Origin of the sequence: Hydrogenophaga palleronii NBRC 102513, assembly GCF_001571225.1 — a bacterium.
Lineage (GTDB): Bacteria > Pseudomonadota > Gammaproteobacteria > Burkholderiales > Burkholderiaceae_C > Hydrogenophaga > Hydrogenophaga palleronii.
Map to the genome: position 1 here is coordinate 18,117 of NZ_BCTJ01000026.1, position 13,729 is coordinate 31,845.

Annotated in this window: 14 protein-coding genes, 1 pseudogene and 1 riboswitch; of the genes and pseudogenes, 7 read left to right on the forward strand and 8 right to left on the reverse strand. The window is 67.6% G+C overall.

The genetic code is table 11. The annotated features are described in order from the left end of the window. The first annotated feature begins 19 nt into the window (after positions 1-19). Both HPA01S_RS16570 and HPA01S_RS16575 read left to right on the forward strand, forming a co-directional pair. Complete coding sequence (locus tag HPA01S_RS16570; protein ID WP_066271879.1) at positions 20-1,060, forward strand: DctP family TRAP transporter solute-binding subunit; 1,041 nt, start codon at positions 20-22, stop codon at positions 1,058-1,060. A gap of 189 nt (positions 1,061-1,249) precedes the next feature. Next, positions 1,250-2,599: a dicarboxylate/amino acid:cation symporter gene (locus HPA01S_RS16575; protein WP_066271880.1), complete on the forward strand. Its 1,350-nt coding sequence runs from the start codon at positions 1,250-1,252 to the stop codon at positions 2,597-2,599. On the opposite strand, the gene HPA01S_RS23190 is transcribed toward HPA01S_RS16575, so the two are convergent. From HPA01S_RS23190 to thiC, 3 genes and pseudogenes are all read right to left on the reverse strand, one after another. Beyond that, entirely contained in the window at positions 2,586-2,801 is a 216-nt protein-coding gene (locus HPA01S_RS23190) for an oxidoreductase-like domain-containing protein (RefSeq protein WP_306307128.1), read from the reverse strand. The two genes, HPA01S_RS16575 and HPA01S_RS23190, sit on opposite strands and share 14 nt — an antisense overlap. A 51-nt stretch (positions 2,802-2,852) precedes the next feature. Further along, positions 2,853-3,080, reverse strand: a pseudogene (locus HPA01S_RS23595) (DUF1653 domain-containing protein); the annotation flags it as partial. A 10-nt stretch (positions 3,081-3,090) separates the two neighbouring features. Then, complete coding sequence (thiC, locus tag HPA01S_RS16585; RefSeq protein ID WP_066271881.1) at positions 3,091-5,013, reverse strand: phosphomethylpyrimidine synthase ThiC; 1,923 nt, start codon at positions 5,011-5,013, stop codon at positions 3,091-3,093. Between the two features lie 93 nt (positions 5,014-5,106). Then, a riboswitch (TPP riboswitch) is annotated at positions 5,107-5,215 on the reverse strand. Between the two features lie 91 nt (positions 5,216-5,306). Between thiC and HPA01S_RS16590 the strand changes: the two genes are divergently transcribed. From HPA01S_RS16590 to HPA01S_RS16600, 4 genes are all read left to right on the forward strand, one after another. Further along, positions 5,307-5,858, forward strand: coding sequence for a glycine zipper 2TM domain-containing protein (locus HPA01S_RS16590; RefSeq protein ID WP_066271882.1), 552 nt, complete (start codon positions 5,307-5,309; stop codon positions 5,856-5,858). 18 nt (positions 5,859-5,876) lie between these two features. Next, positions 5,877-6,023, forward strand: a complete 147-nt coding sequence (locus HPA01S_RS23195; protein ID WP_157085072.1) for a hypothetical protein — start codon at positions 5,877-5,879, stop codon at positions 6,021-6,023. Between the two features lie 120 nt (positions 6,024-6,143). Next, entirely contained in the window at positions 6,144-7,559 is a 1,416-nt protein-coding gene (locus HPA01S_RS16595) for an APC family permease (protein WP_084360754.1), read from the forward strand. Then, a complete protein-coding gene (locus HPA01S_RS16600) occupies positions 7,556-8,404 on the forward strand; it encodes a methyltransferase domain-containing protein (protein ID WP_066271883.1) in 849 nt (282 codons plus the stop codon). Before HPA01S_RS16595 ends, HPA01S_RS16600 begins: the two co-directional genes overlap by 4 nt. A gap of 39 nt (positions 8,405-8,443) precedes the next feature. Here HPA01S_RS16600 and HPA01S_RS16605 read toward each other — a convergent pair whose 3' ends face one another. Both HPA01S_RS16605 and HPA01S_RS16610 read right to left on the reverse strand, forming a co-directional pair. Then, a complete protein-coding gene (locus HPA01S_RS16605; protein ID WP_066271884.1) occupies positions 8,444-8,743 on the reverse strand; it encodes a hypothetical protein in 300 nt (99 codons plus the stop codon). An 87-nt stretch (positions 8,744-8,830) separates the two neighbouring features. Further along, on the reverse strand, positions 8,831-9,406 hold the full coding sequence (locus HPA01S_RS16610; RefSeq protein ID WP_066271885.1) for a mechanosensitive ion channel family protein: 576 nt from the start codon (positions 9,404-9,406) through the stop codon (positions 8,831-8,833). Between the two features lie 132 nt (positions 9,407-9,538). On the opposite strand from HPA01S_RS16610, the gene HPA01S_RS16615 reads away from it, so the two are divergent. Further along, positions 9,539-10,369: a DUF72 domain-containing protein gene (locus tag HPA01S_RS16615; RefSeq protein ID WP_066271886.1), complete on the forward strand. Its 831-nt coding sequence runs from the start codon at positions 9,539-9,541 to the stop codon at positions 10,367-10,369. 17 nt (positions 10,370-10,386) lie between these two features. Here HPA01S_RS16615 and HPA01S_RS16620 read toward each other — a convergent pair whose 3' ends face one another. The 3 genes from HPA01S_RS16620 to HPA01S_RS16630 form a co-directional block, all read right to left on the reverse strand. Next, the gene (locus HPA01S_RS16620; protein WP_066271887.1) at positions 10,387-11,535 is read right to left on the reverse strand and encodes a Gfo/Idh/MocA family protein; all 1,149 of its coding nucleotides are present in this window, start codon (positions 11,533-11,535) and stop codon (positions 10,387-10,389) included. Beyond that, on the reverse strand, positions 11,532-12,599 hold the full coding sequence (locus tag HPA01S_RS16625; RefSeq protein ID WP_066271888.1) for a sugar phosphate isomerase/epimerase family protein: 1,068 nt from the start codon (positions 12,597-12,599) through the stop codon (positions 11,532-11,534). Before HPA01S_RS16625 ends, HPA01S_RS16620 begins: the two co-directional genes overlap by 4 nt. A gap of 143 nt (positions 12,600-12,742) precedes the next feature. Then, entirely contained in the window at positions 12,743-13,708 is a 966-nt protein-coding gene (locus tag HPA01S_RS16630; RefSeq protein ID WP_066271889.1) for a substrate-binding domain-containing protein, read from the reverse strand. Positions 13,709-13,729 lie beyond the last annotated feature (21 nt).

The following is a 13,729-nucleotide window of genomic DNA, read 5'->3' on the forward strand; positions in this document are numbered from 1 at the left end:
AGGCCCTAGCATAGCGAGCATGTTCCCGCCGGCCACACCACCCCGCTTCGATCAGCTGTGCCGCCGCGCCTGGCTGGGCGCCGGTCTGGCCGCGGTCGCCACGCTGGCCGCACCCGCGCTGGCGGCGCGGCGCCAGCCGCTGCGGCTGCGCTTCTCGCACGTGGTGGCGCCGGACACGCCCAAGGGCCGCATGGCGCAGCGCTTCCAGGACCTGGTGCACCAGCGCGCGGGCGAACGCATCCGCGTGCAGGTGCACCCGGACTCCAGCCTGTACGGCGACGACGACGAGATGGAGGCGCTGCGCCTGGGCGCGGTGGAGATGCTGGCGCCGTCCCTCTCCAAGTTCGGCATGGCGGGTGTGCCGGAGTTCGACGTGTTTGATCTGCCCTACCTGTTCAATGACCTGGTGCAGGTGCGCCGCGTCACGCAGGGTGCGGTGGGGCGCGAGCTGCTGCAGCGGCTGGCGCGCCAGCAAATGCTGGGCCTGGGTTACCTGGACAACGGCTTCAAGCAGATGAGCGCCCTGCGCCCGCTGCTGCAACCGGCCGACTTCCAGCACCTGCGGGTGCGCGTGCAGGCGCCCGGCGTGCTGCAGGCGCAGATGCAGGCCTGGGGCGCGCGCGCCGTGGTGCTGCCCTTTGCCGAAACCCAGCGCGCCCTGGCGGGGGGTGTGGTGGACGCGGCCGAGAACCCGCTGTCCAACTTCCTCACCCAGGGGCTGGCGCCCTGGCAACCGCACGTGAGCCTGACCGGCCACGGTTACCTGGGGTATGCGGTGGTGGCCAACCCGCGTTTCTGGAGCAGCCTGGCGCGGGCAGACCGGACGCTGCTCGGCGAGGCGCTGGCCGAGGCGCTGGAGAGCGGCAACCGGCTGTCTGCCGAGCTGGACTCGCAGGCCCTGCATCACCTGCGGCAGATGCCGGGCGTGCAGCTGCACGTCGTGCCCGAGGCCACGCGCGAGGCCTTGCGCGTGGCGGCGCAGCCGGTGCATGCCGGCCTGCAGCGCCGGCTCGGCACCGGCCTGCTGGATGCGGTGCGCCGCGCATTGAAGACGGCCTGAGCCTGGCCTGAACCGGGCCGGCGCCCCCTGTACGTAGTAGTACGCCTGTTGAACGCCACAGTTGGCGCGGGCGAGCGCGCTGCGTATCGTGCCGGCTGTCCCGCCAAGGGGACGCGCGGCCTCTCAGCCTCTGGCGGTGGGTGGCCATTCCCACATCGAACAAGGCCACCAAGGCCCGGAGACAACACCATGTCAACGCCGATTGCGCGCAAGCCGTTTTACAAGTCGCTCTACGTCCAGGTCCTTTTTGCCGTCGTCATCGGCGTGCTGCTGGGCCACTTCTACCCCGAGCTGGGGGCCAAGATGAAACCGCTGGGTGATGGTTTCATCAAGCTGATCAAGATGGTCATCGCGCCCATCATCTTCTGCACCGTGGTGGTGGGCATCGCCGGCATGGAAGACATGAAGAAGGTCGGCAAGACCGGTGGCCTGGCCTTGCTCTACTTCGAGATCGTGTCTTCGCTGGCGCTGATCATCGGCCTGATCATCGTCAACGTGGTCAAGCCCGGCGTCGGCATGCACATCGACCCCGCCACGCTGGACACCAAGAGCATCGCCACCTACACCGAACCCGGCAAGATGCAGGGCACGGTGGACTTCCTGCTGGGCGTGATCCCGACCTCGGTGGTGGACGCCTTTGCCAAGGGCGACATCCTGCAGGTGCTGCTGTTCTCGGTGCTGTTCGGTTTTGCGCTGCACAAGTTCGGCGGCCGCGGCACGCTGGTGTTCGACTTCATCGAGAAGTCTTCGCACGTGCTGTTCGACATCGTCGGCTTCATCATGAAGGTCGCCCCCATCGGTGCCTTCGGCGCCATGGCCTTCACCATCGGCAAGTACGGCGTGGACTCGCTGTTCTCGCTCGGCAAGCTGATGGGCACCTTCTACCTGACCTGCCTGCTGTTCGTGTTCCTGGTGCTGGGCACCATCGCGCGGCTGCATGGTTTCAGCATCGTCAAGTTCATCCGCTACATCAAGGAAGAACTGCTGATCGTGTTGGGCACCTCGTCGAGCGAATCGGTGCTGCCGCGCATGATGGAGAAGCTGGAAAACCTCGGCGCGCGCAAGTCCGTCGTGGGCCTGGTGATTCCCACCGGTTACTCCTTCAACCTGGATGGCACCTCCATCTACCTGACGATGGCTGCCGTGTTCATCGCCCAGGCCACCGACACGCCGCTGGACATCACGCACCAGATCACCTTGCTGCTGGTGCTGCTGCTCACCTCCAAGGGCGCGGCGGGCATCACCGGCTCGGGCTTCATCGTGCTGGCGGCCACGCTGTCCGCCGTGGGCCATGTGCCGGTGGCAGGCCTGGCGCTGATTCTGGGTATCGACCGCTTCATGTCGGAAGCGCGTGCGCTGACCAACCTGGTCGGCAATGGCGTGGCCACGCTGGTGGTCGCCAAGTGGACGGGTGACCTCGACATGCAGCGCCTGCACGAAGGGCTGAACAACCCCACGGTGCAGGAGCAGGAAGAGCCCGAGGCCATCCTCGACCTGCAGCAGGCCCACATGGCGGTGCCCGAGGTCAGCCCTCGCTGAGGCTGGGCGCTGCTGCTGCCGGTGACGGCAGCAGCAGCGCCAGCGCGTCCTCGCGCCAGTGGTGCAGGGCGGTGTAGTAACCCTCCCAGACGCAACCGTTGCAGCCGCGCCCGCAGCAGGTGGCGGGTTCGGGCGGCGGCGGGCGCAGGGCACTGTCCAGCTCGATGCCCTGGCGCTGTGCCCGCCCACGCAGATGCGCCACCAGCGCCAGCGCGGTTGGCAGGTCCGCCAGCGGTACCTGCGCCGGTTCGTGCCGCGTGAAGCGCGGCTGCGAGCGGCCTTCGAACTCACCCACCTCGGCGAACATCAACGCCGGCCGCACCCACAAGCCCCAGCCGCCGTACAGCGCACGGTACAGCGTCATGCCCTGCAGGGTCTCGCTGCAGCGCACGGTGTCCAGCACCTCGTACCAGCCGCCCTTGTAGTGGCGGTACAGGCCGGGTGGGGTGGGGTTCAGGGGAGGCAGGTCGTTGTCGGTCATGGTGGCGAGTTTAGGTGCTGGCCTTGAGCGGAATCGATGACACCGGCACGTAGAACTCACCCCCCGCGGCCTTGAACTCGGCCGACTTGCCGGCCATGCCCTGCGCCAGCGCCTCCTGCTCGCTCAGGCCCTGCTGCGCCGCGTAGTCGCGCACGTCCTGCGTGATCTTCATGGAGCAGAACTTGGGGCCGCACATGCTGCAGAAGTGCGCTTCCTTGCTGCTGTCCTTGGGCAGGGTTTCGTCGTGGAAATCGCGCGCGGTGTCCGGGTCCAGGCCGAGGTTGAACTGGTCGTGCCAGCGGAACTCGAAGCGCGCCTTGCTCATGGCGTCGTCGCGCGCGCGGGCACCCGGGTGGCCCTTGGCGATGTTGGCCGCGTGGGCCGCGATCTTGTAGGCGATCAGGCCCTGCTTCACGTCGTCGCGGTCGGGCAGGCCCAGGTGTTCCTTCGGCGTCACGTAACACAGCATGGCCGTGCCCATCCAGCCGATCATGGCCGCGCCGATGGCCGAGGCAATGTGGTCGTAGCCCGGTGCGATGTCGATGGTGAGCGGGCCCAGGGTGTAGAACGGCGCTTCGTGGCAGTGCTTGATCTGCTCGTCCATGTTGGCCTGGATCATGTGCATGGGCACATGGCCCGGGCCTTCGATCATGGTCTGCACGTCGTGCTTCCAGGCGATCTGCGTCAGCTCGCCCAGGGTCTTGAGTTCGGCGAACTGGGCTTCGTCGTTGGCGTCGGACGCGCTGCCCGGGCGCAGGCCGTCGCCGAGCGAGAAGCTCACGTCGTAGGCCTTCATGATTTCGCAGATCTCGTCGAAGTGCGTGTAGAGAAAACTCTCTTGGTGGTGCGTGATGCACCACTTGGCCATGATGGAGCCGCCGCGCGAGACGATGCCGGTGCGCCGGTTGGCCGTGAGGTGGATGAAGGGCAGGCGCACGCCGGCGTGGATGGTGAAGTAGTCCACGCCTTGCTCGGCCTGTTCGATCAGCGTGTCGCGGTAGATCGCCCACGTCAGGTCTTCGGCCACGCCGCCCACCTTCTCCAGCGCCTGGTAGATCGGCACCGTGCCGATGGGCACCGGCGAGTTGCGCACGATCCAGTCGCGCGTGGTGTGGATGTTGCGGCCGGTGGAGAGGTCCATCACGTTGTCGGCACCCCAGCGGATCGCCCACACCAGCTTGTCCACCTCTTCCTCGATGCTGGAGGTGACGGCCGAGTTGCCGATGTTGGCGTTGACCTTCACCAGGAAATTGCGCCCGATGGCCATCGGCTCGACCTCGGGGTGGTTGATGTTGGCGGGAATGATGGCGCGCCCACGCGCCACCTCGTCGCGCACGAACTCGGGCGTGATGCGTTCCGGCAGGTGCGCGCCCATGCCGTTGCCACGCAGGCGGGTTTCGCGCGCGGCGTCACCCAGGTACTCGGCCATCCATTCGCGCTTGCCGTTCTCGCGGATCGCCACGTACTCCATCTCGGGCGTGACGATGCCGTGCCGCGCGTAGTGCATCTGCGTGACGTTCATGCCCGCCTTCGCGCGCCGCGGTGTGCGCTGCAGGCCGGCGGCCTGGGCGCGCAGCGCCTCGATGCGTTCGATGGTGGTCTCGTTCTGGCGCGCCTCGTTCTTCACACCGTCGTCCAGCGCCTGGCGGGCGCGGCCGGCATAGGTTTCGCTGTCGCCACGCGCTTCGATCCACGCACTGCGCACACCGGGCAGGCCGCGGGTGACGTCGATGGCCGCCGTTGGCTCCGAGTAGGGGCCCGAGGTGTCGTAGACCACGACACGCTCGCCGTTGGTGAGCGCGATCTCGCGCATCGGCACCTGCACACCGGGCGTCTGGCCGGGCACGTGGATCTTGCGGGAAGCGGGGAAGGGTTCGCGGCTCTGCGCGAGCAGTGCGTGGGCCAGCGGGGCGTGGGGGTCGGGGGCGTTCATGCGGGCAATCTCCTGGGGTTGAGGATGGATTGCTCCGCATCGCACCGATATGGACGCAGGCACGCACCCCACCACGGGGCGCACGCCGGCCAACACAGGCACTGCAGCTCTTCTTACGCTGGTACTAACCAGATCAAGTTCGCGGTTCCGGCGGTCAAGTCCGCCATCTCAGCACGCCTTACGTGCACCCCGGAGCGCTGTGGAGTGTAGGCCGACACACGCTTTGTCACAAGCATCCGCCGCCACAGGCCTAGATTGCAGGGCGTGATGTTGTGCAAAGAAAGGAAACACAGATGGACAAGTCAATGATGAAGGGCGTGGCGGTCGGCGGTCTTGCCATGGTGGTGATCAGCGCCGCCAGCGTGACGGGCTACAACACCTTGATGAAGCCCCAGGTGGCCGACGTCGTGGCGGTGAAAGAGGTCATGGAGACCGTGGTGACGCCGCGCGAACAATGCGAGAACGTGGCCGTGCAACACCAGGCGCCGGTGAAGGACCAGAACCGCATCGCCGGCACGGTGATCGGCGGTGTGGCCGGTGGCCTGCTGGGCAGCGCCGTGGGTGGTGGCAGCGGCAAGACCCTGGCCACCGTGGCCGGCGCAGCCGCCGGGGGGTATGCCGGCAACCAGGTGCAGAAGAACATGCAGCGCAAGGATGTGACCACCACCACCGAGCGCCGTTGCAAGACCGTGAACGAGAAGTCGCAGAAGCTCAGCGGCTACAGCGTTACCTACCGCCTGGACGGCCAGCAGGGCACCGTGCGCACCTCCTTCAAACCCGGCGCCACGCTGCCGGTGAAGGACGGCAAGGTGGACACCACACCGCCCGCCGAACCGAAGTCCTGACACTGGCAGGTGAAGCAGTTGCAAAAGAGTGAAACGGTGGAGCCGCTGGCGCTGCGGCCGGTGATGCCCTGGTGGCGCGTGCCGGGCACGGCCGAACCGGCGCCACCATCGCAGGACGGAGCGCCGCCGCCGGGCAACCAGAAACTGCCCTGGCCGCTGGACTGAGGCGGCCTGCGCTCACACCAGGGGAACTCTGCTGCACCTGGGCGTTCCATACGCAGAAGCCTTTTCTGCACAAGAACGACAACCCAGGAGACAAGCCGGTGCAACCCCGAAGGACATGGCATGGCCGATTCGCGTCGGTCTGAACCACAGGCACAGCTGTCGGTTTTCGATGCGGTCGTGATCATGGTGGGGCTGGTGGTGGGCATCGGCATCTTCCGCACGCCCTCCATCGTGGCCAGCGGCGTGGACTCCGAGTGGATGTTCATCCTGGTCTGGGTGCTGGGTGGCCTGGTCACGCTGATCGGCGCGCTTTGTTATGCCGAGCTGTGTGCTGCGCACCCGCACGCGGGCGGCGAGTACCACTTCCTTTCGCGCGCCTATGGCCGCCCGCTGGCCATGCTGTTCGGCTGGGCGCGTTGCACCGTGATCCAGACCGGCTCCATCGCCCTGGTGGCGTTCCTGCTCGGCGACTACCTGGCGCAGGTGGTGCCGCTCGGCCCGCACGGACCGGCGCTGTACGCGGCACTGGCGGTGCTGGTGCTCACGGCGGTCAACATCGCCGGCACCGCCGCCGGAAAGAACCTGCAGATCGTGGTCACGCTGATCCAGGTCGCCGCCATGCTGGCCATCATCGTGTTCGGCTTTCTGGGCACGGCCGAGCCGGGCGTGGCCGCGGCACCGCCGCTGCCGCCTTCCGAGCAGGCCGCTGCGCTGGGCGTGGCGATGATCTTCGTGCTGCTGACCTACGGCGGCTGGAACGACACCGCTTACCTCGGTGGTGAGCTCAAGGACGCGCCGCGCAACATGGCCAAGGTGCTGACCATGGGCACGGCCCTGCTGGTCACCTTGTACGTGCTGGCCAATATGGCCTTGTTGTCCGTTCTCGGGCTCGACGGCCTGCGCGCATCGGACGCGGTGGCCGCCGACATGATGCGCCTGGCGGCGGGGCCTTCGGGTGAGATCCTCGTCACGCTGGCCATCGTGGTGGCTGCGATCTCGACCCTGAACGCCAGCATCTTCACCGGGGCGCGCGTGTTTTACGCACTGGGGCGCGACGTGCCCGCGCTGCGCTGGCTCGGGGTCTGGAACGGCCGCGGCCGCACACCCGCCAACGGACAGATCGTGCAGGCCGTGCTGGCACTGGCGCTGATCGGCATGGGGGCGATCACGCGCGACGGCTTCAAGGCGATGGTGGACTACACCGCGCCGGTGTTCTGGTTGTTCCTGTTCATGGTCAGCCTGTCGCTGTTCGTGTTGCGCTGGCGCCTGCCTGGCCGCGAGCTGCCTTTCAAGGTGCCGCTGTATCCGCTCACGCCCGCCGCCTTCTGCCTCGCCAGCCTCTACATGCTGTACGCCAGCGTGGTGCACACCGGCGCCTCCGCGCTGGTCGGCCTGGCGGTGCTGCTGGCGGGCGTGCCGGTGCTCTGGCTGTGGCGCCAGCCCCGACAAGCTGCCGCGCAGCCACCGACACACGCGCTGGCCGCACCCGATGCGGCCGTCTTCCATCCACCCCACACACCAGGAGACCCACCATGACCCTCAAGCGCACTGCTCTCGTGGCCACCCTCGCCTTGTGCACGGCCATCGCCGCTGCGCCCGCGCGGGCACAGCCGGCCGCGGCCGCATCTGCCGCCAACGACCCCGGCTACGTGCCCTCGGCCGGCCAGGCCGGCAAGGACGTGATCTGGCTGCCAACTTCACAAAGCCTGGTGGACCGCATGCTGGAGATGGCCGAGCTCAAACCGGACGACCACCTGGTGGACCTGGGTTCGGGCGACGGCCGGCTGGTGATCACCGCCGCCAAACGCGGCGCCACCGCGCGCGGCATCGAATACAACCCGGACCTGGTGGCGCTGTCCATCCGCACCGCGGCGGCCGAGGGCGTGGCGGCGCGCACGCACTTTGAAAAGGCCGACCTCTTCGAGTCCGACTTCTCCAACGCCACGGTGGTCACCATGTTCCTGCTGCCGGAGCTGAACCTGCGCCTGCGCCCGATCCTGCTGGCCATGAAACCGGGCACGCGCATCGTGTCCAACTCGTTCGACATGGACGAATGGAGCCCCGACGCCACGGAGGAAGTGACGTCCGACTGCAGCACCTACTGCCAAGCCTACCGATGGACCGTGCCGGCCCAGGTGGCAGGGAACTGGCGTCTGGGGGACGGTGCGGAGCTGGCGCTGCAGCAGCGCTTCCAGATGCTGGAGGGCACGCTGCGCCGTGGTGGCCAGCTGCTACCGGTCAGCGAGGCGCGCATGCACGGCACGCAGATCCGATTCACCGCCGGTGGTGAAAGCTACACCGGCCAATGGAGCGAGCGCCAGTTGCAGGGCACGGTGAACGGCGGCGCGCGCGCCTGGCGCGCGGTGCCGGCACCGGGCTGACGCAGCGCCGTCCGTGTCGGGCGGCCTGCGCTCGGAAGATCAGATCGGGTCGCCCAGCAGCTTGGAGAGCGCGGCGATGTTGGCGGCGCTGGGCACTTGCGGCTTCATCTCGTCTTCTTCGGCGGTGGCGTTTTCGTGCGCCTGGATCGCCGCGACCATGGCGTACTGGTTCTCCCAGGCCAGCGTCTTGCCTTCCGGGCACATGTCGCGCACGGTGCCGTACCAGTAGTACCCGTCCTTGCCACCGAACAACTGGTCGATGCCGCCGGCGTCGCCGGTCTTCAGGCCCTGGGCGGCCAGGATGAGTTTGAGCTTGTGGTGCGAGAGGGAGTACTGCATGGGGTTTGATGAGGTTGCGGGTCGAGGATTGTACTGAGGCACCGCCGGTGTTGCTGCACTGTCCGCCGGACAGAACGCCCCAGGCAATCAGCCCAGCAGCGAGCGCACCGCCGACGCACGCGTGCGCAGGCGTGTGGTGCGCTGGAAGAACAGGCTGTTGGGCACACGCAGGTAGGAGGGCTCTTCGCCCTCCGCGGTGTTTTCCTTCAGCGTGGTGTAGATGAGGTTGATGTCCATCACCTCGCCACCCAGGCCGGGCTTGTCGCCGTTCTCCAGAATCTCGATGCGGTCGTGCAGGCCGAACGGGCGCGAGGTGAAGATGAGCACGGCGCAGAAGATGTTGGAGAGCACGCTCCACGCGGCGAAGAACGCGATGGCGCCGACCGTGACGAAGCCGGTGAACCCGGTCCAGATGACTGCGCCCGAAATGCCCACGCGGTCCAGCGCCAGCAGCAGCGCAAAGCCCAGCAGCAGGAAGGTGACGATGCGCCGCCCGCCCACCACGAGCTCCAGCGGCAACTGCTTTTCCTGCCCGATCCGGCCAATGAGGCGGTGCAGCACGGAGCGCAGCAGCAGGGCGATGAAGATGATCAAGGCGATCTGCAGGCCGATGGTGATGGCGTCAAGAAACGGATGCGCCTCGATGGGCAGAAAGTCTTTCATGTCGGTGGCGGGTGCGTGTTGGGAAAGGCCGTAGCTTATTCGCCCTGGTGTGTGCCCTGATGTGAGCCTTTGTATGGCCCACACCCGGACAGCCGGCGTTAGAGTGTCAGACCCTATCCACAGGAGACCGACATGGCCAAGGGCAAGGCAGTGGCTTCAGCGGGCGCGATCCGCTCGGGCGTCGGCGGCTGGACCTACGAGCCCTGGCGCGACAACTTCTATCCCAAGGGGCTGGCACACAGCAAGGAGCTGGCCTACGCCAGCGAGCGGCTGAGCGCCATCGAGGTCAACGGCACCTACTACAGCACCTTCAAGCCACCCACCTTTGCGAAGTGGCGCGATGAAACGCCCGAAGGCTTCGTGTTCTCGCTCAAGGCCAACCGCTTCACCACCAACCGCCGGGTGCTGGCGGAGGCGGGTGATTCGGTCCAGCGTTTTGTCGGCAGTGGCCTGAGTGGGCTCGGCCCCAAGCTCGGGCCGCTGGTGTGGCAGTTCGCGCCCACCAAGGTGTTCGACCCGATCGACTTCGAGGCCTTTCTGAAATTGCTGCCGGCCGAGGTGGATGGCCTGCCTTTGCGCCATGCGCTGGACGTGCGGCATCAGAGCTTCATGGACCCGGCCTACCTGGCGCTGGCGCGCCGCTACCGTTGTGCGACGGTGTTCACCGACTCTGACGGCTACCCGTCCTTCGCCGACCTCACGGGCGACTTCGTCTACGCCCGCCTGATGCGCACCGAACCCCGCTTCAAGACCGGTTACCCACCGAAGGCGCTGGACCGCTGGGCCGATGCTGCACGCAACTGGGCCGGCGGCGGCGAACCGGCCGACGTGCCACGGGTTGAAGACCCCGGCCAGACCGCCGCGCAGCCGCGCGACGTGTTCATGTACTTCATCAGCGGCGCCAAGGAGCGCGCCCCGGCGGCGGCCATGGCCTTGCTGGAGCGGCTCGGTCAACCGGGCTGAGTCGGCGCGTCAGGTCGTCAGAGCGTCACCCAGCGCGCGTTCTGCCGGTGGCTGTCGAGCACGGCTTCGATGAAGCGCATGCCGTCCAGCCCGTCCCGCAGGCCCGGCATCAGGCCGCTCTCGCCACCGCGCCAGGCGCGGGCGAAGTCGCGGTACAGCGTGGCGAAGGCTTCAAAGTAACCCTCGGGGTGGCCGGCCGGAATGCGGCTTTCGCTGGCCAGCGAAACCGAGTGAGGCGCCATGCCGCGGCGCAGCAGGCGCGCCGGCTGGCCCTGCGGGGCGAACCAGAGTTGTTCCGGTTGCTCCTGGTCAAAATGCAGCGAACCGCGTGTGCCATACACCCGCAGCCGCAGCGCGTTGCAGGCGCCGCTGGCAACCTGGCTGGCCCACAACATGCCGCGCGCGCCGCCTTCAAAGCGCAGCATGGCCTGCACGTGGTCGTCCAGCGTGCGGCCCGGCACGAAGGTGCTGAGATCGGCCGAGAGCTCCTGCACCTGCAGGCCGCTCACGAAGCGCGCCAGCTGGTAGGCGTGGGTGCCGATGTCGCCCAGCGCCCCGGCGGGGCCGGCGCGTTGCGGGTCGGCGCGCCACTCGGCCTGCTTGTTGCCTTGTTGCTCCACCGGCTCGCCCAGCCAGTCCTGCGCGTATTCCACCTGCACGATGCGCAGTTCACCCAGCTCGCCGGCCTGCACCAGTTCACGCGCCTGGCGCACCATGGGGTAACCGGCGTAGGTGTGGGTGAGCAGGAACAGCAGGCCGTGCGCCTGCACCACCTGCGCCAGGGCCTGGGCATCGGCCAGCGAGGTGGCCAGCGGCTTGTCGCAGATGACGTGGATGCCGCGTTCGGCGAACGCGCGCGCCACCGGCACGTGCAGGTGGTTGGGCGTGACGACCACGACCGCGTCGATGCCGTCGTTGCGCTGCGCCTCGGCCTGCGCCATGGCCTCGTAGCTGGCGTAGCTGCGCTCGGGGTTGATGTGCAGCTTCACCGCGCTGGCGTGCGCGCGTTCGGGTGAGGACGACAGCGCGCCCGCCACCAGTTCGAACTGGTCGTCGATGCGCGCCGCGATGCGGTGCGCCGCGCCGATGAAGCTGCCGTCGCCACCGCCGACCATGCCCAGCCGGATGCGGCGTGTGGCGCTTTGGGGATCGGGTTGGGCTCTCATGCGGTACCTCGGTTCAGGCCCAGCAGGCTGGACAGGGTGGTGGGGTCGGCGGCGCTGGCGGCGAAGTCGTCAAAGGCCCGGTCGGCCACGCGGATGATGTGTTCGCGGATGAAGGCCGCGCCTTCGCGCGCACCGTCTTCCGGGTGTTTGATGCAGCACTCCCACTCCAGCACGGCCCAGCCGGCGTAGTCGTGTTGTGCGAGTCTGGAGAAGATGGCCTTGAAGTCCACCTGGCCGTCGCCGAGCGAGCGGAAGCGGCCGGCGCGGTCGATCCAGTTCGAGAAACCGCCGTACACGCCCTGTTTGCCGTTCGGGCGGAACTCGGCGTCCTTCACGTGGAAGGCGCGGATGCGCTCGTGGTAGTGGTCGATGAAGGCCAGGTAGTCGAGCTGCTGCAGCACGAAGTGGCTGGGGTCGTAGAGGATGTTGGCGCGCGGGTGCTGGTCAACGGCGTCGAGAAAACGCTCGAAGGTCACGCCGTCGTGCAGGTCTTCACCCGGGTGCAGTTCGTAGCAGACGTCCACGCCCGCGTCGTCGAAGGCGTCGAGCACCGGGCGCCAGCGTTTCGCCAGCTCGGCAAACGCCGCTTCCACCAGACCGGGTGGGCGCTGCGGCCAGGGGTAGAGGTAGGGCCAGGCCAGGGCGCCGGAGAACGAGGCGTGGGCCTTCAGGCCCAGGCGCTTCGAGGCCTTTGCGGCCAGCAGCAGTTGCTCGTGTGCCCAGGCGGTGCGGGCGGCCGGGTTGCCGCGCACCTGGGGTGCGGCGAAGGCGTCGAACTGCAGGTCGTAGGCAGGGTGCACGCAGAGCAGCTGGCCTTGCAGGTGGGTCGAGAGTTCGGTGATCTGCAGGCCGCGCGCGGCCAGCTTGCCCTTCACCTCGTCGCAATAGGCGTCGCTGCTCGCGGCGCGCTCCAGGTCGAAGATCGCCGGGTCGGAGGTGGGAATCTGAAGCCCCTGGTAACCGAGCGATGCGGCCCAGCCGGCCAGGCCGTCGAGCGAGTTGAACGGGGCGGCCATGCCGATGAACTGGGCCAGGAAGATTCCGGGGCCTTGAATTGTTTTCATGTGGGTACTCCTGACAAACCCGGTGCTTCCATCCAGCAGCGCAACGCACGCGAGGCCTCAACCAGAGACACCGAGGAGCCGGCTCCGCCGGTCCAAGGTGTCGCCCCCCTTCAGGGGGGTGGCGCGCAGCGCCGCGGGGGGCCTCAGAAAGGCGAGTTGGGGAAGTAGAAGTCCTTCGCGTTCTCTTTGGTGATCAGCACCGAAGGCACGATGGTGTTGGCCGGCAGCTTCTCGCCCTTCATGCGCGCCAGTGCAGTGAGCTTGATGGCGTCGTAGAGGAACTTGGGCGAGTAGGACACGTTGGCCTGGATCAGCGGGTTGCTGCCGTCCATCAGCGTCTTCACCATGGCCTTGGCACCAGCGCCGCCGAAGACGATCTTGATGTCCTTGCGTTTGGCCTGTTCGATCGCGCGCAGCACGCCGAAAGCCATGTCGTCGTCGGCCGCCCACACGGCGTCGATCTCCTTGAAGCGCGTCAGGTAGTCCTGCATCACCTTGAAGGCGTCGTCGCGGTTCCAGTTGCCGTGTTTGGCGTCGAGCAGCTTGATGCCCGGGTGGTTCTTCATGACCGCGTTGAAGGCGTCCATGCGCTCGTTGTCGAGCGTGGTCGGGATGCCGCGCAGCGCCACGATGTTGCCCTTGCCGTTGAGGGCCTTGGCGAGGTACTCGGCCGGGATCTTGCCGAAGGCGGTGTTGTCGCCGGACACATAGGCGTCTTGCGCACTGGTGTCGGTGAGGCCGCGGTCAACCACCGTCACGTACACGCCCTTGGCCTTGGCCTGTGCCACCGGGCGTGTGAGCGCCGCGGATTCGAAGGGCAGGATCACCAGCGAGTCGATCTTGGTTGCGGTCACCAGGTCCTGCAGCTGGTTGGCCTGTTCGGGCGCGCCGCTGGCGGTCTTGACGGTGACCTTGATGCCCGGGTGGTCCTTCTCCAGTTCCTTCTTGGCTTCGTTGGCCCAGTACACCAGGCCGGCGGCGAAGCTGTGGGTGGCGGCCGGAATGGCGACACCGAGGTTGACCTTGTTCTGGGCCTGGGCCAGCAGCGGGTTGGCCAGGCCGAGTGCCGCAACGGCGGCCAGTGCGAGCAGACGGGTACGGTATTTCATGGTGCTTGTCTCCAATGGTTT